This window comes from Mucilaginibacter sediminis (assembly GCF_051903035.1).
Lineage (GTDB): Bacteria > Bacteroidota > Bacteroidia > Sphingobacteriales > Sphingobacteriaceae > Mucilaginibacter.
In genome coordinates this window covers 3,296,136-3,318,226 of the sequence record NZ_CP170602.1, presented here as the reverse complement: position 1 = coordinate 3,318,226, position 22,091 = coordinate 3,296,136, and the positions used below count along the sequence as shown (strand labels likewise).

15 protein-coding genes are annotated in these 22,091 nt (G+C 43.1%); 8 read left to right on the top strand and 7 right to left on the bottom strand.

Going from position 1 to position 22,091, the window contains the following annotated elements; genetic code table 11:
- Positions 1 to 41 precede the first annotated feature (41 nt).
- Positions 42 to 3,626, bottom strand: coding sequence for a DNA polymerase III subunit alpha (dnaE, locus tag ACFGVS_RS13240; RefSeq protein WP_439698980.1), 3,585 nt, complete (start codon positions 3,624 to 3,626; stop codon positions 42 to 44).
- A 282-nt stretch (positions 3,627 to 3,908) separates the two neighbouring features.
- On the opposite strand from dnaE, the gene ACFGVS_RS13235 reads away from it, so the two are divergent.
- From ACFGVS_RS13235 to ACFGVS_RS13225, 3 genes are all read left to right on the top strand, one after another.
- A complete protein-coding gene (locus tag ACFGVS_RS13235; RefSeq protein WP_439698979.1) occupies positions 3,909 to 9,083 on the top strand; it encodes a translocation/assembly module TamB domain-containing protein in 5,175 nt (1,724 codons plus the stop codon).
- A 4-nt stretch (positions 9,084 to 9,087) separates the two neighbouring features.
- Complete coding sequence (locus ACFGVS_RS13230) at positions 9,088 to 11,379, top strand: BamA/TamA family outer membrane protein (RefSeq protein ID WP_439698978.1); 2,292 nt, start codon at positions 9,088 to 9,090, stop codon at positions 11,377 to 11,379.
- Between the two features lie 116 nt (positions 11,380 to 11,495).
- Positions 11,496 to 11,936: an aspartyl protease family protein gene (locus ACFGVS_RS13225; protein WP_090651311.1), complete on the top strand. Its 441-nt coding sequence runs from the start codon at positions 11,496 to 11,498 to the stop codon at positions 11,934 to 11,936.
- 55 nt (positions 11,937 to 11,991) lie between these two features.
- Here the strand turns inward: ACFGVS_RS13225 and gyrB are convergent, their stop codons facing one another.
- From gyrB to ACFGVS_RS13210, 3 genes are all read right to left on the bottom strand, one after another.
- On the bottom strand, positions 11,992 to 13,950 hold the full coding sequence (gene gyrB / locus ACFGVS_RS13220) for a DNA topoisomerase (ATP-hydrolyzing) subunit B (RefSeq protein WP_090651310.1): 1,959 nt from the start codon (positions 13,948 to 13,950) through the stop codon (positions 11,992 to 11,994).
- Between the two features lie 120 nt (positions 13,951 to 14,070).
- The gene (locus tag ACFGVS_RS13215; protein ID WP_439698977.1) at positions 14,071 to 14,805 is read right to left on the bottom strand and encodes a hypothetical protein; all 735 of its coding nucleotides are present in this window, start codon (positions 14,803 to 14,805) and stop codon (positions 14,071 to 14,073) included.
- A gap of 11 nt (positions 14,806 to 14,816) precedes the next feature.
- Complete coding sequence (locus ACFGVS_RS13210) at positions 14,817 to 15,500, bottom strand: hypothetical protein (RefSeq protein ID WP_439698976.1); 684 nt, start codon at positions 15,498 to 15,500, stop codon at positions 14,817 to 14,819.
- Between the two features lie 482 nt (positions 15,501 to 15,982).
- Between ACFGVS_RS13210 and ACFGVS_RS13205 the strand changes: the two genes are divergently transcribed.
- Both ACFGVS_RS13205 and ACFGVS_RS13200 read left to right on the top strand, forming a co-directional pair.
- Positions 15,983 to 16,579: an OmpH family outer membrane protein gene (locus tag ACFGVS_RS13205; protein ID WP_090651308.1), complete on the top strand. Its 597-nt coding sequence runs from the start codon at positions 15,983 to 15,985 to the stop codon at positions 16,577 to 16,579.
- 129 nt (positions 16,580 to 16,708) lie between these two features.
- Positions 16,709 to 17,188, top strand: coding sequence for a nucleoside deaminase (locus tag ACFGVS_RS13200; protein ID WP_090651307.1), 480 nt, complete (start codon positions 16,709 to 16,711; stop codon positions 17,186 to 17,188).
- Between the two features lie 136 nt (positions 17,189 to 17,324).
- On the opposite strand, the gene ACFGVS_RS13195 is transcribed toward ACFGVS_RS13200, so the two are convergent.
- From ACFGVS_RS13195 to ACFGVS_RS13185, 3 genes are all read right to left on the bottom strand, one after another.
- Positions 17,325 to 17,732, bottom strand: a complete 408-nt coding sequence (locus ACFGVS_RS13195) for an RNA-binding S4 domain-containing protein (RefSeq protein WP_274212018.1) — start codon at positions 17,730 to 17,732, stop codon at positions 17,325 to 17,327.
- A gap of 132 nt (positions 17,733 to 17,864) precedes the next feature.
- The gene (locus ACFGVS_RS13190; RefSeq protein ID WP_439698975.1) at positions 17,865 to 18,806 is read right to left on the bottom strand and encodes an ADP-ribosylglycohydrolase family protein; all 942 of its coding nucleotides are present in this window, start codon (positions 18,804 to 18,806) and stop codon (positions 17,865 to 17,867) included.
- Between the two features lie 72 nt (positions 18,807 to 18,878).
- A complete protein-coding gene (locus tag ACFGVS_RS13185) occupies positions 18,879 to 19,037 on the bottom strand; it encodes a hypothetical protein (protein ID WP_177183863.1) in 159 nt (52 codons plus the stop codon).
- Between the two features lie 322 nt (positions 19,038 to 19,359).
- On the opposite strand from ACFGVS_RS13185, the gene ACFGVS_RS13180 reads away from it, so the two are divergent.
- The 3 genes from ACFGVS_RS13180 to ACFGVS_RS13170 all read left to right on the top strand — a co-directional run bounded on the left by ACFGVS_RS13180 (position 19,360) and on the right by ACFGVS_RS13170 (position 21,958).
- Entirely contained in the window at positions 19,360 to 20,175 is an 816-nt protein-coding gene (locus ACFGVS_RS13180; protein WP_090651304.1) for a 2,3,4,5-tetrahydropyridine-2,6-dicarboxylate N-succinyltransferase, read from the top strand.
- A 96-nt stretch (positions 20,176 to 20,271) separates the two neighbouring features.
- Complete coding sequence (locus tag ACFGVS_RS13175; protein WP_439698974.1) at positions 20,272 to 21,399, top strand: glycosyltransferase family 4 protein; 1,128 nt, start codon at positions 20,272 to 20,274, stop codon at positions 21,397 to 21,399.
- A complete protein-coding gene (locus ACFGVS_RS13170) occupies positions 21,392 to 21,958 on the top strand; it encodes an L-threonylcarbamoyladenylate synthase (RefSeq protein ID WP_090651302.1) in 567 nt (188 codons plus the stop codon). The genes ACFGVS_RS13175 and ACFGVS_RS13170 overlap by 8 nt, the downstream gene beginning before the upstream one ends.
- The last annotated feature ends 133 nt before the right edge of the window (positions 21,959 to 22,091 follow it).

Sequence of the window (22,091 nt, the reverse complement as noted above, 5' to 3'; positions counted from 1 at the left end):
CAATCAAATTTAACTTATTAATTCAAATATTACAAGAGCCCTTACCCCAACAAAGGCTGCGTATTCGTAATGTTAAATATCCCTTCAATCAAATCATCGCTTGGGTTTACTTTAAAATTTTTGGATGATAGCTCCACATGCATGGCCTCTTCGCGGTTATTGATCTTGAAGCGTAGTTTGCAGTTTTTTACCGGGTATTTTTGGTTATTCTCGTCGATGATGTGTTGTATATCGTCAAGTAATTTACTGCTGAGCATGCTCACATCTATACAAACTGTTAATGATTTGGTGAGCTTATCGCGCATTTCGGATAGTAAATCCATCACCAGGATGCGCAGGTCCCAGTTGTCTTTCTGGCGGAATTTTTCTTCGATGGTGCCTTTAATGTGTAAAAAATAACCGTCCATCATCATGTTGCGGAATTTCACATAATCATCGCCAAACAAGGCAAACTCGTACGATTCATTGTAGTCCTCCAACACGAAGGTGCCAAAGGGTTTACCGGTTTTGGTTATTTTATGCTGAACACTGCTTACCAGCCCGCCTATCCGGATTTCGCCGCGTTTACGTAACTCGTTAAAAGCACCCATTATCTCTTCGCCACCTTCACCCGAGCGTGCTTTTTGCATCAGTTTCAAATCGCTGATGGTGCTGTTGCAAAAGCGGTCCAGTTCTACCTTATAGTTATCCAGCGGGTGGCCGGTGAGGTAAATTCCGATCACCGTTTTTTCGTATTTCAGCTTCTCTATCAATGGCCATTCTTCAGCCTCGGGCATGGCCGGTTCAGGTACATATGATGCTACCGAGCCACCAAATAGCGATGATTGTGAGCTGCTTTGCACATTCTGGTAATCATTGGCGTATTTGGTAAGGCGTTCAATACCAGTTAATACACCAACATCTGTTTTTGCAAAAAACTGGGCGCGGTTATAGCCAAACTCGTCAAAGGCGCCGCCGTAAACCAGGTTCTCGTATGATTTGCGGTTTACGCTACGGGTGTTCGACCGGCGGGCAAAGTCATAAACAGATACGTAAGGTCCGTTGGCAACTCGTTCCTCAATAATACTTTCAACCGCTTTATCTCCCACACCTTTAACGCCGGTTAATCCAAAGCGTACCTGGCCTTTTTTGTTCACAGCAAATGCCATGTCCGACTCGTTGATATCCGGGCCTAAAACCTCTACACCCATCCGGCGGCACTCCTCCATAAAAAAGGTGATCTTTTCCATGTTGTTCTGGTTGTTTAAAACCGCTGCCATGTACTCAGAAGGATAATGCGCTTTTAAATAAGCTGTTTGATAGGCTACGAAAGCATAACAGGTAGAGTGCGATTTATTGAAGGCGTACTGCGCAAAAGCCTTCCAGTCGGTCCATATTTTGGTCAGTTTATCTTTGGGGTGGCCTTTGGCCATGGCACCATCCATAAACTGGGCTTCCATCTTATTAAGTACCTCAATTTGCTTTTTACCCATCGCTTTACGCAAAACATCGGCATCGCCTTTACTAAAGCCGGCCAGTTTTTGCGATAAAAGCATCACCTGCTCCTGGTATACGGTAATACCATAGGTTTCGCCCAGGTATTCCTCCATGTCGGGTAAATCGAACACGATAGGTTCGCGGCCGTGTTTACGGGAAATAAAGTTGGGGATGTACTCAATCGGGCCTGGCCGGTACAGGGCGTTCATGGCAATTAAATCCTCAAACTTATCGGGCTTAAGCTCGCGCAGGTACATTTGCATACCATCACTTTCAAACTGGAAAGTACCATTGGTATCGCCACGCTGGTAAAGCTCATAAGTTTGCAAATCATCAAGCGGTATATAATCAATGTCGATGTGTACCCCATGATTTTGCCTGATCATCCGTAGCGCATCTTTAATAATGGTCAGGGTTTTCAGGCCCAAAAAGTCCATCTTAATTACACCTGCATCTTCAATTACACGGCCATCATATTGGGTAACCAACAGGTCGGAGTCTTTGGCAACGGCAACGGGTACAATATCAGTTAAATCATAAGGGGCAATGATGATGCCCGCCGCGTGTACGCCGGTATTACGCACCGAACCTTCCAGCTTGGCAGCTTCGCGCAGTACCTGGCTGCGCAAATCGTTGCCATTTAATATCTCTTTAAGCTCGGGTACCTGTTCAATAGCATCTTTTAGGGTAATGCCCAGTGTATCGGGTACCAGCTTTTTAATTAAGTTCATTTCGGATAGCGGCATATCCAATACGCGGCCCACATCCTGGATACTGGTACGGGCCGCCATCGAACCATAAGTGATGATCTGTGCCACCTGGTTTTTACCATACTTATCTACCACGTAATCAATAACCTTTTGGCGGCCGGCATCGTCAAAATCCGTGTCAATATCGGGCATCGATTTACGGTCGGGGTTCAGGAACCTTTCAAACAGGAGGTTGTACTTCATCGGGTCGATGTTGGTAATCCCGGTACAATAGGCCACCACCGATCCTGCTGCCGAACCACGGCCCGGGCCTATAAATACGCCCATATCCCGGCCCGCCTTTATAAAGTCGGCCACAATTAAAAAGTAGCCTGCAAAGCCCATTGTTCTGATGGTGAACAACTCAAAGTTAATGCGCTCTTCAGTTTCGGGCGATATATCGATGTAGCGTTCCTTGGCACCCATAAAGGTAAGGTGCTTCAGGTATTCCCATTGGTTCAGTGTATCGGCATCACCGGTATTGTGAATTTTAAACTCTTCGGGTATTACGTAATTGGGTAACAGGATATCCCGTTTTAGCTTAAGCACCTCTACTTTGTCTACAATCTCGTTGGTGTTATCCAATGACTCGGGCAGATCGCTAAACAGGTGGCTCATTTCCTGCTGGGTTTTAAAATAAAACTGGTCGTTAGGGAAACCAAACCGATAGCCACGGCCGCCTTCCTCATCGGTAGCAATTGGCGTGCTTTGCATATCACCGGTATTTACGCAAAGCAAAATATCATGAGCGTTGGAGTCCTGCTGATCTACGTAGTGCGAATCGTTGGAGCAAATTATCTTTACGTTATACTTTTTCGCGTACTCCAGCAACACTTTGTTTACGGTGTTTTGGTCGGGGATATCATGGCGCTGCAGTTCGATGTAATAATCTTCGCCAAACAAATCAAGCCACCATTTAAACTCGGTTTCTGCGGCTTCGGGGGTATCCCTTAATATAGCCTGGGGCACCGATGCGCCAATACAGCAGGTGGTGGCGATAATGCCTTTATGATGTTTTAAAATCAGTTCTTTATCAATACGGGGCCACTTGCTGTACAGGCCTTCCATGTAGCCGTATGAACACAGTTTGACCAGGTTTTTATAGCCTTCAGGATTTTTGGCCAGCATCAGCTGGTGGCGGCGGATGTCTTTTTTTTCCTTGGTAAAAGTTTTCTTATGCCTGTCATCAACCACGTAAAACTCGCAGCCCACAATGGGTTTTACATTGTGTTTACCTGCCTCGGCCACAAATTTAAATACACCAAACATGTTTCCATGATCGGTAATGGCCAGGGCTTTCATTCCATCAGCTGCGGCCTTTTTGTATAGTTTAGAGATGTCGGCGGCACCATCAAGCAACGAGAACTGGGTATGAACGTGTAAGTGAGAAAAATCTGGCATAGTAAATCCGTTTCAACAAAATCTGTAGAAATACAAAGTTATTAAAAAACAAGTTCGCAGGGTTGAGTGTTGAAAAAACAAAAGCCCCTCCCAACCCTCCCCGGAAGGGAGGGCTTCTAACGCATTTTATTAAAGTCTCCCCTACCGGGGGAGATTATTAGTGTTGTTTTTTTTAAAAGGAACTAATGAAGGCTTCGCCGTTTAGAGGGGGCCGGGCTGACTTTAGCACATTATTTGACTATATTAAGCGCATCGATCTTCACCTTTGAAAAATTAATACAATTGAAAAAAATACTACGAATAACCCTCAAAACGATACTTTGGATACTGGTGAGTGTAGTTTTACTGGTTGTCCTTGTAGTTATTTTGATACAGGTGCCTGCCGTACAAAATTTTGCAAAAAATAAAGCGGTAACTTTTTTACAAAACAAAATCCATACTAAAGTTAAAATTGGCCACATCAGCCTCGGCCTTCCCAAGCTGCTGGTGTTGGAAGATGTATACTTTGAAGACCAGAAGAAAGACACCCTTATAGCAGGCGAAAAATTAAAGGTTGATATCAGCATGCTTAAGCTGCTGCACAACCAGGTAGAGGTTAACGAAATTAACCTGCAGGGTATCACAGCCAACATAAACCGTGGCGCCGACAGCGTTTTTAATTTCGATTACATTATCAAGGCTTTCGCAGGCGAACAAAAAAAAGAAGTTAAGCCCGAGGATACAACCTCTACCATGAAATTTTCTGTTGATAAGGTGAACCTGGACAGGATCAATGTAAAATACAAGGATTTAACTACAGGTAACGATGTGAGGTTCCTCCTTGGCCATTTTGATACCCGGATAAAGGATTTTGATATGGATAAAATGAAGTTTACCATACCTAAAATTACTTTGTCGGGCGTAAATGCACGTATCATTCAAACACCGGCAGGATCATCAATAGCACAGGCAGCCAAAGTAGATACCGCGGTGCAGCCCCTGAACCTGGATTTAAATTTAGGCCAGATAGATCTGTCTAAAATAAAAGTTGATTACCAAAGCAGCGAAATGACAGCCAATATTAACCTCAACAAGCTGTTGGTTAATATGGATAAGATAGACCTGAAACATCAAAAGGTGGGTATTAAGGATATCGAATTGAATGATACCAAAGCTGCCCTAAGCTTTGCCAAACCTCAAACGGTTGCAAAAGCTATTGTTAAAACTGCCAAAAAGCTGGATACCCTTGTGGCCGCTCCGCAATCGTCGCGGTGGGCCGTTACGCTGGGTAAAATCAGCTTAAATAACAATAATGTTAAGTTTGATAATAACGCGCAAAAGGCTATTGCCAAAGGCCTGGATTATGCCCACATGGACATTAGCGATCTGAATGTTGAAGCAGAGAATATTGCCTATACATCGGATACTATCTCTGGTAAAATAAACGACTTTTCTTTCGCCGAAAAAAGCGGATTGAAGATCAATAAATTCCATACCGCGTTCTTTTATGGGCCAACCAACGCCTACATGAATGATTTGTTATTGCAAACACCACAAACCACACTGCAAAAGTCGGTGCAGGTGCGGTACCCTTCTATCGCTGCTATCAGTAAAAACATTGGCTCGTTAGGCATTAATGCCGATTTGAACGGCAGCCGCCTGGGGTTAAAAGATGTGTTACTATTGATGCCCACAATGGCTTCCATGGAACCATTTAAATCATCGCCGGGGGCAGTATTTAAAATAAACGGCAAAGTAAGGGGGCAGGTAAATAACCTGGATATCCCCAGCCTGGATATTGCCGGCCTAAGTGACACCCGCATTAAGGCATCGGCAAAGCTTAAAGGCCTGCCCGATATCAACAAGGCTTATTTTGATGTTACTATAAACGATTTTAACACCAGCAGTGCCGATATTGCCAAACTGGCGCCGGCAGGCAGCATCCCGGCAAACGTAACCATCCCCGAGAACATGAACCTGAAGGGAAACTTTAAGGGTGGGATGTATACTTTTAACACCAAACTGGGTTTGAGATCGAGCTTTGGCGCTGCAGATGTTATTGCATCCGTGAAAAACTTACAAAACAAGCAAAAAGCGAGTTATAAGGCCAATATTAAAGTTAACGAGCTAAATGTAGGTGCGCTTACCAAACAACCGCAAACCGTAGGTAAAATTACGTTAACCGCTAATATAGATGGTTATGGCCTTGACCCTAAAACGGCCAACATTAAATTTGATGGTAACCTGGCCAACGCGTACGTAAAAGGTTATACCTATAAAAGCCTGGCCTTGAAAGGCAGTTCGCACAATGGCGCTTACACGGCCATAGCCCGGATGAAGGACCCTAATATTGATTTTAGCCTGGATGCCAAAGCCAACCTGAATAAAAAATATCCATCGGCTGCGGGGACTTTGACCGTTGACAGCATCAACCTTAAAAAACTTAATTTTACAACGGGCGAAATGCGTTTTCATGGTAAGATAGTAGCTGATGTGCCAACCGCCGATCCTGATTACCTGAACGCCGATGTTGAGGCTACCGATTTATTGGTGGTTAACGGAACCCAACGCATAAAATTAGATACCATAAGCCTCATCTCGACTGCGAACGCCGATAGCAGCACCCTGCGCTTAACAACGCCTGTATTGAGCGCCCATATGGCCGGCAAATACAAACTTACGCAGGTTGGTGATGCTGTGCAAGATGTAATTAATAATTACTTTAATACCGCCATTGCCGGTGGGCAGCAAGTGGCCATTACCAAAAAGGATGCAAAAGGCAAATTGGTTAAAACAGGCAAAGTTAAACCTGCCGTAGCCGCCAAATATTCGTCGCAGCAATTTGTGTTTGATGCTAAACTGTTTAAAACACCTTTGCTTACCCAGTTTGCCCCCGATTTAAAACAACTTGACCCGGTACTGTTAAAAGGTAGTTTTAATAGCGATAGCGGCGAACTGATTGTAAACGGATCGATACCAAAAGTGGTTTACGGTACCAATACCATTAACAAAGGAAGCCTAAAAATAAATACAGGCAACAATGCGCTTAATTATAATCTATCTGTAGATGAAGTTAAAGTTGGCTCGTCGGTTGATCTGTTGTATACCAGCCTATCGGGTAGCGCCCAAAACAATAAGCTGGGCGTAAGCTTACAGGTAAAGGATGTTGCAAAAAAAGAGCGTTTTCGTGTAGCTGGCGCCTTGAGTGTTTTGCCAGATGAATACCGGTTTAGTTTTAACCCCGATGGCCTGCTGCTGGATTATATGCCATGGGCGGTTAATGCCGATAACTTTTTGCAATATGGGCCGAAAGGAATATTAGCCCATAATTTTACCGTAACCAATAATAACCAGGTACTTAGCATTAATAGCAAAACTCAGGAAATGAATGCGCCGGTTGATGTTAAGTTCAGCAACTTTAAAATAGAGGGCCTTGCCAAAATGGCCAAACAGGACAGCCTGCAGGTAGGGGGCGTTATTAACGGCGATGCGGAGATTAGTAATTTCCAGGCTTCGCCGGTATTTACAGCAGCAATTAATATTAATGACTTTAATTTTAGGGGGGATACCGTAGGGAACATCGCTTTAAAGGTAAATAACCAAACCGCCAATGCTTACGCCGCCAATGTGGATATTACGGGCAAAGGTAACCAGGTTAAGCTGGACGGTATTTATTACACAGACCCCGAAAATAAGTTTGATCTTAACCTGAACATTGTAACCTTAAACATGAAAAGCATAGAAGGTTTTACATTTGGCAGTATCCGCAACGCATCCGGTATCATCAGTGGCCAGTTAAAAATATCAGGAACAACTACAGCCCCGTCAATTCGCGGCGATGTTAATTTTAACAAAGTGGGCTTTAATGTAGCCATGCTCAACTCCTATTTTACTATGCCTAAGGAGAGCATTACTTTTAATGACCAGGGTATCCGCTTTAATGATTTTACTCTGGTTGATTCAACCGGTAACAAAGCCATTGTTACCGGCAGCGTGTACACCAAAACCTATACCGACTTTGCGTTCGGCCTGGATATCAACTCAATCAACTTCAGGGCTGTAAACTCTACGCAGGCAGATAATAAGCTGTTTTACGGAAAGCTTTACGTTGATAGCCGCATCACAATTCGCGGTAATATGATAAAGCCCGTGGTTGATGCCACCCTTACCGTAAATCCCAAAACGGATATGACCTTTGTGCTGCCAACTACCGATCCGGGTATCGAGGACAGGGCGGGCGTAGTTGAAGCTATTGATCAAAATGCGCCGAAGCTGGATTCGATACTGTTGGCCAGGCAGCTGGATTCGCTCAAAAAAGCGGATGTAAAAGGGTTGGATGTATCGGCCAATATAAAAATAGATAAAGATGCGGCTTTCACTGTTGTGGTTGACGAACGCAATGGCGATATAGTGCATTTGAAGGGCGAAGCCAATTTAAACGGCGGTATTGACCCGAGTGGGAAAATAAATTTAACGGGTACTTATGTGGTTAATTCGGGTTCATACAACCTGGCTTATGCTACTGTAAAGCGCACCTTCCAGTTTAAAAAGGGCAGCACTATTGTGTGGACAGGTGACCCCACCAGCGCCAACATCGATTTGACCGCGGTATATGTAGCAAACGTGCCCCCGATAGACCTGGTAGAAAACCAACTATCAGCAAATGATAATTCGGTGATGTATAAGCAGAAGCTGCCATTTAATGTTAACCTGAGCCTTAAAAACCAGCTGTTAACGCCAGATATCAGCTTTGATATTGTGTTGCCCGAGGGTAATTACACTGTATCATCAGATGTAGTAAACAACGTTAATACGCGGCTTGCCCAGGTAAGGCAGGACCCTAACGAGCTTAATAAGCAAGTATTGGGTGTACTGGTGCTGGGCCACTTTATTGGCGACAACCCGCTGCAAAGCCAGGGTGGCGGTGGTGGCGTTGAAGGCGCCATCCGCAATAGCGTGAGCAGCTTGTTATCAGACCAGTTGAATAAACTCGCCGGGAGCCTGATCTCGGGCGTTGACCTGAATTTTGGATTAACATCGGGCGAGGATTATTCATCAGGTACGGCAACAAACCGTACCGATTTAAATGTTGGTCTATCCAAACGTTTCCTGAACGACAGGCTCACGGTATCCGTAGGTAATAATTTTAACCTTGAAGGCGCACAGCAGGGGCAAAAAGCCACCAACATTGCCGGCGATGTTTCGGTGGGTTATAAACTGAGCAAGGATGGCCGTTATGCGTTACGCGCCTACCGAAAGGACGAATTTATTGTGATACAGGGCCAGGTTATTGAAACAGGTTTGGGCTTTACGCTAACCGTAGATTATAACCGTTTCAGGGAAATCTTCCGTAAGCGTACTGAAGAAGAAAAAGCATTACGCCGCAAGTACAGGCAGGAACAAAAGGAAAAAGATAAAGCCAAAGAGGCCGCCGATAAAGCAGCCGCCGAAAAAGCACAAAATACACCTACAAGCTAAGCCCATGAGCAAACATTTAAGATATATATTGATATTAATATTAACTGTTTTACTAAACGCCTGTAGTAATACAAAATACCTTGCGCCTGGTCAAAAATTGTATACGGGTAGCGAGGTTAAAATTGCCGATAAAGATTCGATCAGCAAAAGTGACCGGGACTTAATTACCGACGATTTAACATCGTTGCTGAGGCCTTATCCTAATGGATCTGTTTTAGGACTGAGGGTAAAACTATATATCTACAACATCACCAAAACAAAAAAAACAAAAGGCCTTGCACATTGGCTTAATACCAAATTTGGCGAGCCGCCGGTTTTGATAAGCGCGGTAGATGTCGATAAAAATGGCAGCATACTCCAAAACCGTATGCAAAATATAAGCTATTTTCAGGCGCAGGTTAATGGGGATACGGTTAGCAAAGGCAAAACAGCTAAGGCAGTGTATACCGTGTATGCAGGCCCTTCTTATAAGATCAGGAAAGTGGGATTTCCTAAAGAAGGCGAGGATGCCGATACGGCCATTGCCGGAACGGCCGCCAAAACATTGTTGAAACCGGGCGATAAGTTTAACCTTGACGTTATAAAAAACGAGCGACTGCGGATTGACGCAAAATTAAAAGAGGAGGGTTTTTTCTTTTTTTCGCCCGATGATATTATTGTAAGGTATGATAGTACAGTTGCTAATCACCAGGTTGACTTGTTTGTTAAAATAAAAAACAGCACCGTTGAACGGGCTAAGGAGGTTTACACCATCCGGAATATTTATGTGTATCCCAATTATTCGTTAACAGATACTTCGCTGATGCTCGACAAAGCAAAACATTACCGCTGGTATAACATAGTAGAAAGACGAAAAACCATCAGCAGCTTTGCATTTGCCAATACGGTATTGCTGCATCCTAATGATGTTTACAGCCGGACGGTTCATAATAATTCCTTAAACAGGTTTGTAAACCTGGGCCCTTATAAATTTGTAAAAAACAGGTTTGAAGATGTAACCCCCGATTCGCCGAAGCTGGATGTGTATTATTTTTTAACGCCGTACAAGCGTAAATCATTGCAATTTGAAATTCTGGGCCGTACTACATCTGCCAATTATACTGGTACACAGGTAAACCTGAGCTGGAAACACCGGAACGCCTTTATGGGGGCCGAGGCGTTGGGCGTTACGCTTTTTGGTAGCTCTGATGTACAGGTAGGAGGGGGCAACAATGGTTTTAATGTATACCAGTTTGGTATTCAAACCACTTTGTCGTGGCCGCGATTTATTAGCCCTATTGAACCCCGGGCCGATAATGCCTATATACCGCATACCAATTTAACTTTGGGCTATACCATTGTTAACAGGCAAAAGCTTTATAACCTAAATTCATACAATGCCACATTTGGCTACAACTGGAAAGAAAACGCGCATCGGACCCATGAATTGAATGTATTGAATTTTACATTTGTAAACCCCTTGAGTGTATCCCAGCTATACCTTGATAGCATAAGCGGTGTGAAGCATCCCGGAGTATTGCCAAACCCGGCTTTAAAGCATGTTATTGATAAGCAATTGATATTGGGGCCAAGCTATAGTTATACCTATACCAACACCACTGACGACTATCGAACCAACACCATGTACTATAACGGAAAGGTAAGTTTATCCAATAATTTGTACGGATTAATTACCGGTGCCGATACAACTGCAGGTAAAGTGCGTAAGTTATTCGGTGCCACTTTTAATCAGTATGTAAAATTTGAAAACGAAATTCGATATTTTCATAAAACGGCGCCCAGTAGTACCATAGCATCCAGGGTTATCGTTGGTGTAGGATTACCTTACGGAAATTCTACACAGCTACCTTATAGTCAGCAGTTTTTTATAGGGGGGCCTAATAGTTTGCGGGGTTTCCAGGCCAGGTCAATTGGTCCGGGTCACTTTAACCCCACAGCAACCGTGGCGCAGAATAATTTCTTCCCCGATGAATCTGGCGATATTAAGCTTGAAGCCAACATTGAGTACCGGCCAAAACTATTCAGTATTGTTCGCGGCGCATTGTTTGCCGATGCCGGTAATATCTGGCTGCTCAATTCAAACAGAGGCCAGCCTGGTGGGGCTTTTGGTAAGAAATTTATTAATGATATAGCGGTTGATGTTGGCTTTGGTTTGCGCTTTGATATTACGGTACTGGTATTGCGTACAGACCTGGGCGTGCCGCTCCGCACCCCATACGTTCGCCCCGGCGAGCCTCAATGGAACCTTGACTGGCACAGGAGCGTATTTAACCTGGCAATAGGATATCCTTTTTAATTATTGAATTATTGATTTACTGAATTATTGAGTTAAGTGTAGTTGAAAACCTACTAATTCAGTTATCAATAATTTATAATCTGCATATTTGCACATCTGTAATCTGCACATCTAAAATGACATCCATTCCACTCCAGATCATCGACCTGCATGACGATGGTTACCATCCGTTAATTGAGGTGATCCTGTTTGGCAAAGCATTTATTATGGTGTTAGATACCGGTGCATCAAAAACCGCTTTTGACCAAACCATGCTGGCCGAAGCAAGTGAGGCAACTTTTATATCCGAGAGCGACAGGCTATCAACAGGTTTGGGTACCAATACCATGCAGTCGTTCACAGCTTTAATCAGCGGTATGCAAATCGGCAGTGTATTGGTTGCTGATTTTGAAGTTGCCGTATTGGATTTATCTACTATCAATATAGCTTACGGCCAGCTGGGGCATCCGCAGGTATTGGGTGTTTTAGGCGGCGATATATTGATGAAATACAGAGCGGTGATTGACTATGGTAAACAGGTTGTTAAACTGAAAAAGCCCCGCGTTAAGCGAGGCTGATTCTTATCTTCAAATGGCATCTGCACATTTGTAATCTGCAAATTTGCACATCTTCCTATGTATCTATCTTGGCGTATTTAGCATTGCGCTCAATAAACTCGCGGCGCGGTGCTACTTCATCGCCCATGAGCATGCTGAAGGTATGATCACACTCGGCGGCGTTTTCAATGGTGGCGCGTTTTAGGGTACGGGTGGCCGGGTTCATGGTGGTATCCCAAAGCTGGATATCGTTCATCTCGCCCAAACCTTTGTAACGTTGTACGTGTACGCTATCTTCTTTACCGGCACCTTTAAGGCGTTGTATGGCAGCATCTCGCTGTACATCATTCCAGCAGTATTCAGACTCTTTACCTTTTTTAACCTGGTATAATGGCGGCGATGCAATGTAAACATAACCCGCTTCAACCAATTCCTTCATATAACGGAAGAAGAACGTAAGGATCAGCGTAGTAATGTGCGATCCATCCACGTCGGCATCCGTCATGATGATGATTTTGTGGTAACGTAGTTTGGTTAAGTTAAGCGCCTTGTCATCATCAGGCGTACCGCGGCTTACGCCCAGGCCGGTAAACATGTTCTTTATCTCTTCGTTTTCGTAAATTTTGTGCTCCATGGCTTTCTCCACGTTCAGGATTTTACCACGTAAAGGTAAAATAGCCTGGTATTCGCGGTCGCGGCCCTGTTTGGCGGTACCACCCGCCGAGTCACCCTCTACCAGGTACAGTTCGCACAACGATGGATCGTTATTGGCACAATCAGATAATTTACCTGGCAGGCCAGAGCCGGTCATTACACTCTTACGCTGTACCAGTTCGCGGGCTTTACGGGCAGCGGCACGGGCTGTAGCAGCAAGTATTACTTTATTTACAATTAGTTTGGCCTCTTTCGGGTTTTCTTCAAGGAAGTTGCCCAATATTTCGCCTACTGCCATATCAACGGCACCCATCACCTCGTTGTTTCCCAATTTGGTTTTGGTTTGGCCTTCAAACTGCGGCTCCTGTACTTTAACAGAAATTACAGCGGTTAATCCCTCGCGGAAGTCATCGCCGGTAATTTCCATCTTCATATTTTTCAGCAATCCCGATTTATCGGCATATGCCTTTAGCGTACGGGTCAGTCCGCGGCGAAAACCTGCTACGTGCGTGCCTCCTTCAATGGTATTGATGTTATTAACGTACGAGAATACGTTCTCGGAGTAGGTATCATTATACTGAAAGGCAAGCTCAACCGGGATACCATTCTTTACACCATCCAAATAGATGGGCTCTGGAATGATAGACTGGCGTGTGCCATCTAAAAACTTAACAAATTCGCGTAAACCACCTTCGGAGTAAAACTCTTCGGTAGGGAATGATCCATCCTCGTTAGGGATGCGCTCATCGGTTAAACTAAGGCGGATGCCTTTATTTAAGAATGAAAGTTCGCGCAGGCGGCCGGCAAGGGTATCGTATTTATACTCGGTTGTAAGGGTAAAAATGGTAGCATCCGGTTTAAATATAATGGTAGTACCTCTTTTATCCGTGTCGCCAATAGTTTTAACCTCAAACAAAGGTTTGCCTTCAGAGTATTCCTGTGTCCACACCTTACCTTCGCGGTAAACTAAAGCGGTAAGGTGAATAGATAACGCGTTAACGCAACTTACACCCACACCATGCAAACCGCCGGATACCTTGTAAGTATCCTTATCAAATTTACCACCGGCGTGTAACACGGTCATTACCACCTCTAAAGCCGATTTTTTCTCTTTAGTGTGCATAGCGGTTGGGATACCGCGACCATTATCTTCAACCCTTATCGAGTTATCTTTTAGTATAAAAACCTTAATTGTGTCGCAGTGGCCGGCAAGGGCTTCGTCGATAGAGTTATCAACAACCTCATATACCAAATGGTGCAAACCTTTAACGCCTGTATCACCAATGTACATGGACGGACGCTTACGTACCGCCTCTAAACCTTCTAATACCTGTATATTATCTGCTGAATAATTGGATTTGTCCTGATTTTCTTCGCTCATATTTATTTAGTACAACAACCTTCAAAAGTACGAAATTTTGATGGTAATGACGAATGATTGTGGATAAAAAAGGAGGTGTGGATAGATGTGCGGTTAATCTGTAATATTCCCCATCTGTGTTTAAAAACTATTGCAAGCCGTGCCCATATCAACCTTTAAATTATAACCGGATTGATTGATTTGCTGGGTTGTAGTATAGTTTTTGCCGCCATAGGTGAGTTGAAAATCGTAAGTTTTGCCCTTGGCAAGCGCTGTTGTCGTAATATCGCCTTTATCCATATACCCCAGGTATCGATAGTCGTCTCCCGACGCGTTTTCACGATAAAATACATACATGCTCGGCCTGATCTCCAGGTCTTGCTTGTTTGCGCAGGTGCCTGTAAAGGTCAGGCTGACAGCATCATAAACAGGCAGCGGTTTTATTGTTGGTGTGCCGGTAGCTGTACTGCCGGTTTTAACCAGGTATACATTTATTACCTGCTGTTTTTTATCTGCTGTAAAGGTGATGGTTTGCGCGGCGGCATTATAGCCGGGGGCGGTAACTTGTATTGTACAGCTTGCAGGTTTATCGGCAGTTGGCATAGCGGCAGGGCCGGGGCCTATTGTTATAATACCGTTGATAAGCTTAAACTGCTTTTTGCCCGATATTTCATATATATCGGCGGCGTTGGTGCCACCAATGGTTAAAGTTGCGTTGGCGGGTGTTGTTGAGCCGTTAACTGCATCGGTAACCTGTATCAGGGCGGTGTATTTAATAATATTGGTATCAACTACTATTTTTAAATTTTCGGTTGGTTTTTTACAGGCCGCAATTGTCATTATCAATACCAGCAATGTTATTTTTATGTTGTTCATAATCAATCAAATTAAAGTTTGAAATTGAAGTTTAGCTGTACTACCGGTAAAAATCTGTAGTTTTTTAAGTTTTCTTTTAACTGGGCAGATTGTGATGAGTTACCTTCTAATAAACCTGTGCCGGTAATTTTGGCATCTGGCCGCCTTAAATAATAGCTGCCAAGGTCAAGGTTGATATTAAAGGCGCGTTGGGGGAAAGCTTTTAGCAAACCAATACCTAAATAAGGCGCAAACCCTTTCCAGGTTACATTCATGTTCAGATTGCCGGCCTCGTCTTTATTCAGCACAATATCGCCGTATTTATAACCGTCGGCAGATTGTACCTGCATGTTGCCGTTGGCATTCATAAAATAAGCCGCGCCACCAACCAGCCTGAAACCGGTTGCTTTTTTAAATGGCGAATAGTCGGTTAGTAAATGAATGTTTGAAAACGAGGCCGAAAATTTTGAAGTGGAGTTAAACCCCGAGATACTGAACACATTGTTGGCCGATACCGGGATAACGTTTATGCCCAGCCGTAAGGCTGTTTTTTGAGAAATGCCGTAAGCAAATTCGGCACCAGCGCCTTGCGTGCCTGCGTTAATATGTATCGATTTTTGGTTTAGAATGGGCTCCTGCAACGGGGGGATTTGTGCCAGGGTGCTTGCAATAAATACAAACAATAGTAATGTGGAAAGAAGCAGTACTTTTTTCATGCAGCAAATTTTAAATTAATCAGAGGGATTATTACTTCGGGTAGAATTTGTGTTTTGAATGTCAACGGCATATATCAATAGCTAAAAGCTCGGTAACGGAAATTATTGATGAATGTTATTTATTCACAGGAAAATAATTAAATTAATAGATAATAATTGATTTTTACGAAACAGGGATAAAAAGGTTTCCACGATTTGTACATAAATGCATTTGCACCACTTTTAATTCGCAAAGGCATTCAAAAGGCCGTGCTGTTTATTGAATACTGGTTTGTTTCAGTACCACAATGCGGCTTAGTTTATCTTGGGCCGTTAATGGGCGTCCAAATTTTTACGGTCAATACGGAACCTCCGCGAAAAGCATCAGCATATACGGAATCAAAAACAGCGAAGCCCTCATCGAAGTTAATATACACATCCATTAGGATACTTGCAATGAAAGTTTATCTTTGTCAAACTTTTTTAAATTTTTACGTGAGATAATGAAAACTACTGTTTCAACTTTAACAAAATTCACCTTCGGGATATTAATTGCGGGCAGCATTGCTGCTTGTAACCAAAATAAAACTGGTGATAAACCAGTCACAGCCGCTACTACTGTAGGTGATAGCAAAGAAGCAATTGTTTATATCAATTCTGATACCTTATTAAGTAAATATGAGTATACAAAAGATATGAACAAACGCCTGGAAGAAAAAGGCAAAGCCTCGCAAGGCGATTTACAAAACAAAGGCCAGGCATTTCAGCGTGAAGTTGCCGAATATCAAAAAAGCCAGGCTACACTATCAGCCGACCAGCGCCAGGCTACCGAGCAACGCTTACAACGTAAACAACAAGAGTTACAAGGTTACCAGCAAAATGCGACTGCCGAGTTCCAAAACCTGCAGTCTACTGAAGCCACTAAGCAATACGATAAAATTGCAGACTTTGCTAAAGCTTACGCCAAAGAAAAAGGGTACAAACTGGTGTTGCTATACTCAAAAGCAAATCCAACTGTATTATATGGCGATCCATCGTTAGATGTAACCACCGACGTAGTTAAAAGACTTAACGACGCTTACGCGAAAGAGAAAAAATAAAATCGATTTGAAAATTTGAGAATTTGAAGATTTGAAAATGAAAGGCATCTTCAAATTTTTCAAATTGCAGAATTCTCAAATTTCAAATAAAACCTCAACTCCGGCTGAGGTTTTTTAATTTAGAGGACTATGGAAAATACGGCACACGAAAAATTCATGCGGATAGCAATTGAACTATCCGAGTATAATGTAAAGCAGGGGATGGGTGGCCCCTTTGGAGCCGTTATAACAAAGGATGGCATGATCCTGGCCCGTAGCGCCAACCGGGTTGTGCCTACCAATGATCCAACCGCACATGCCGAAGTATCGGTTATCCGCCTGGCCTGCCAGGAGTTGGGGACATATGACTTATCCGGGTGCGAAATTTATACCAGTTGCGAACCCTGCCCTATGTGTCTTGGCGCCATATACTGGGCCCGCATTGATAAAGTTTACTATGCCAATACCAAAGCCGATGCCGCAGCTATTGGTTTTGACGACCATGATATATATGATGAACTGGAAAGCCCCATGGCCGGCAGGAAATTGCCCTTCGTCCAATTACTCCGCGATGAAGCGATGGCTGTTTTTAAGCTGTGGGAAATAGAGGAGAATAAGACGAAATATTAATTTGAGAATTTAAAGATTTGAGAATTTGAAAATGCTTGTCTGGCCAGGCTCATTTGACTTATTTTTAGATTGGTTTTTTTCAAATTCTCAAATCGTCTTTTTCATTTTCAAATCTTCAAATTCTCAAATCTTCAAATCATTCCTCCTCCTCCGTTTCAAAAAAATTATCTTTTAAATCGTCTATCTCGCGGCGATCAAGTTTAGTGGGCCGGCCGGTGCCTCTGTCACGCTTAAGTATTGGAGCGTGGAACATGGATTTAAAAGCCGGGGTTTGTTCAACCGGGGTTATATCCAGGTAATAATCAACCGCTTTTTTTGCATCAACCCTGTTCTCCAGCAAGCCGGTTACCCGAATCACTTTCCGGTCGGGACCTTTTGCTACCTGGTAGGTATCACCAATTTTTACCTCGTACGAAGGTTTTATGTTTTTGCCGTCAAGCTTTACGCGTCCGGCTTTACAGGCATCAGATGCCAGTGTACGGGTTTTAAAAACGCGGATAGCCCACAGGTATTTATCAATTCTTAGTTTTTCTTTTTCGGCCATTGTTTATTCAATTATGCAACTATCGTGTAATCGATAAATTGACGGATAGTCTTTAGCCAAAAGTCTTAAGTTCTAAGCCAAAAAAGAAAAAATTTAACTTTTAACTTACGACTTAGTACTGTTGACTTAATACTAAAATAGTTTAGCCAGCCTGGCTGCTAAATCGTCTATATCTTTTTCCCGGGCAAGTTTAAGCACCCAATCTTGGGGTATTGTTTCAAAACCATAGTATAGGGCCGCCAGCCCGCCGGTTACAGCACCGGTTGTATCGGTATCAAGGCCCAAATTTACAGCTTTAAGTACAGCTTCTTTATAGTTTGTTGTAGTTAAAAGGCACCAGATACTTGCCTCCAGCGTATGCAATACATAGCCACTGCTATTTATTTCACTTTCTGCCAATTCATAAATATTGCCGGCTAAAAGGCGGTCAAACATTTTTATCTCGTCTTTATTGATGCTTGTTGTATCCAGAAACGCTGTTACTTCTTGTTTTACTTCGTGATAGATAGTTTGCAAATCGTTACCTTTTAGCAGTTTGGCAGCAAATTCCAGGTAATAAAAACAGGCAATTGCCGACCGGATATGGCCGTGGGTAATGGAGGATACATCTTTGGTTATAGCAAAACGCTCTGCTATCGGTAAACCCTTAATGTAAATCAATAGTGGCAAAATCCGCATCAGTGAACCATTTCCGTTCGACCATGAATCAAATCCGCCGGCAAGGTTTGGTTGCACACCCCTTACTATTCTTTCAATAGCTTCATGGGTAGTAATACCAACATCAAAAACTTTGCCCCGGGCTGTCCAATAATTGTCGCAACGCCATCTTACAAAATTGTTGGCAATATCATGTATATCGTAACCATTGGCTAACGATTCGGCAAGGCAAAAAGTAAGTGAGCTATCGTCAGACCATGTGCCCGGCAATTGGTCATAAGTACCAAACCCGACCATGTCGATAACCGGTTTTTTTGCAATTTCTTCTCGTGATTTAAACTCAACAGGAACGCCTATGGCATCGCCGACAGCAACGCCAAACAGTATATCTTTACACAAATTGAGATGATGGGACATTAATTTACACTGGTCCGGTTATTATAGTTTTGGCCGGCACTTGCGCAAAATTAAGCAATCCAACTAATAATGCTACTGGTTGTTTTGCCAGGCCTCCAGGTCCTTTTTAATGAATTTGTGATACAGATATTCGGCATAACCAACGCTAATATAATCCGGGAATTTCCAGTTTGGATAATAAGTCTTTTTGATCCACTTTAAGAAGCTAAAAAATGCGATTCCGGCAATCATAAGGAAAGAGATTGTCAGCAAAGCGATGCAAAAGAAAGCCATAATGTTCATAATCAGGGGGGAGATTAGGTTGGTGTATTTGTGTTTTATAATGGCAATGATAAATTTAATTTATCATAATTATATAACTTATGTTATTAAAAATCAGTGCATTTAACTTAGGTTGTAATAGTTAATATATTTTTTCCTTAAGGTTTATTTTTTAATAATTGAAGATAGGTTTACTGGCCTGGTGCAAAAGCAATGGGCTAACAAGTTATTGAAGCTAATCCTGTATTTTTCCCCTAAAAATCCTTTAATTTGCCAAAAGTTAATTTTACCGATGCAAGATCTTAAAAAAATGATTGAAGATGCCTGGGAAGACAGGAATCTGCTGAATTATAACGAATATATCACCGCTATTGAAACCGTAGTTGAACGGTTAGATAAAGGCGAGATCCGCGTGGCCGAAATGATTGGTACCCGCTGGCATGTGAACGAGTGGATAAAAAAGGCTGTTATCCTTTATTTCCCTACCCGCAGCATGAAAGAAATTAAGGTTGGTCCTTTTGTTTTTCATGACAAAATGGATTTGAAAACCGATTATAAGGCAAACGGTGTTCGCGTAGTTCCGCACGGTATTGCCCGTTATGGCGCATACCTTGCAAAAGGTGTTATCATGATGCCATCGTACGTAAACATTGGCGCATACGTTGATGAAGGGACCATGGTTGATACCTGGGCTACAGTGGGCTCGTGCGCGCAAATTGGTAAGCATGTACACTTAAGTGGCGGCGTAGGTATTGGCGGCGTTTTGGAGCCTTTACAAGCTGCTCCTGTTATCATTGAAGACAACTGCTTCCTTGGCTCAAGGGCTATTGTTGTTGAGGGTGTACACGTGGAGCATGAAGCCGTGTTGGGCGCCAACGTTGTGTTAACCGCCTCAACCAAAATTATTGATGTAACCCAATCGACCCCGGTTGAATATAAAGGCCGTGTGCCTGCCCGTTCGGTAGTTATACCAGGTTCATATACCAAGAAATTTCCTGCCGGCGATTACCAGGTGCCTTGCGCACTTATCATCGGTACCCGTAAGGAGTCGACAGATAAAAAAACTTCTCTAAACGATGCGTTAAGAGAAAATAATGTAGCGGTTTAAAGATTAGATATGAGCTGTTAGATATGAGATTTGAGATAGCTTCAAACGCGGCTGTTTTCATCTCATATCTCATATCTCACATCTTACATCTACAACATGAAAATAGGATACGATGCCAAGCGGGCTTTTTTTAATAACACGGGCCTGGGCAACTACAGCCGCTGGCTTATTAAAACGCTGGCATACTTCCATCCCGAAAACACCTATTTTTTATATACGCCAAAAGCTAAACCAAATGTAAGGCTTAAGTTTTTGGGTGATCATGGCAATGTTTTTACTTTAACGCCTGCCAGCAAATTTTTTACTTCCTGGTGGCGTAGCAAAGGTATTGTTAAGGATTTATTGCGCGATGGTATCCAATTGTATCATGGCCTTAGCCATGAGTTGCCTTCGGGCATTGCCGATAGCGGTATACGGTCGGTTGTTACCATACATGATTTGATTTTTATGCGCTACCCTAAGCAATTTGGCTGGTTTAATTACCGTATTTACCTGGCCAAAGTAAAATACGCCTGCAAGGTAGCTGATAAAATCATCGCCATAAGTGCGAAAACCAAGGCCGATTTGGTAGAGTTGCTTGATATCGATCCCCGGAAAATAGAAATAGTTTACCAAGGTTGCGACGTTATATTTGACGTTACAAAAACGCCCGATCAAAAAGCCGCAGTAAAGCTAAAATACAACCTGCCCGATAAGTTTTTGTTGAGCGTAGGCACTATAGAAGAACGCAAAAACCTGTTATTAACGGTAGTAGCTTTAAAAAACATTGATGGCGAGATCCCTTTAGTGGTAATTGGTAAGCCAACAAAATACGCAGACGAAGTAAACGCCTACATTGCTGCCGGTAATTTAGCCAGCCGTGTGATTTTTTTAAGGGATATTCCGTTTGATGAACTGCCGGTCATTTATCAGTTAGCATCGGTATTTATTTATCCGTCGAGGTATGAAGGTTTTGGTATCCCGGTATTGGAAGCTTTAAACTCCGGTACCCCGGTTATAGCCGCAACCGGCTCATGCCTGGAAGAGGCCGGCGGGCCGGGCAGCCGATATGTCGATCCTGATGATGCGGTTGGCCTGGCTAAAGAGGTGAACCAGATACTTGGCGATGATATTTTAAGGCATACAATGATTAACCGGGGCATCGAGCATGCCGCCAACTTTAACGATGATAAACTGGCGCTGCAATTGCAGCAGCTGTACACTAATATATTGAACAATGCTTAGAGACGAAGTTGCCAACGCATTTAAAGTACTGCAGGAGGGAGGCATTATCCTATACCCAACAGATACTATTTGGGGCATAGGTTGCGATGCCACCAATACCGAAGCCATCAAAAAAATTTTTCGCCTGAAACAACGCGATGAGGCCAAAAGTATGGTGATATTGGTTGATACCGAAAATAAGCTGGAAAGCTATGTACAGGAAGTTAACCCCTTGGCTTATGACCTGATTGAATATGCCGAAAATCCACTAACGCTGGTGATGCCCGGTGCAAAAAACTTATCGCCAGCGGTAATAGCTGCCGATGGGAGCGTAGCTATCCGGGTAAGCAATCATGAATTTTGCAAGCAACTCATACAGCGGCTGCGCAAGCCCCTGGTATCTACATCGGCCAACATCAGCGGTAAGCCATCGCCTCAATATTTTTCGCAGATTGACCAGGAAATCATTGATGGGGTAGACTACGTAGTTGACCTGGAACAACACAGCAAAGAGATCCGCAATCCATCAACCATCATGAAGCTGGCACCCGACGGGAGTTTTGAGTTTATACGTAGGTAGGGGGGATAGTATCAAGTAATCAGTATCAGGTATCAAGATTTTAGAAAAGACTTTTGAAAAATAATCAAACCAAAGATTCCCAAAAGTATTTCCCACTAATGACTAATGACTAATGACTAATGACTAATGACTA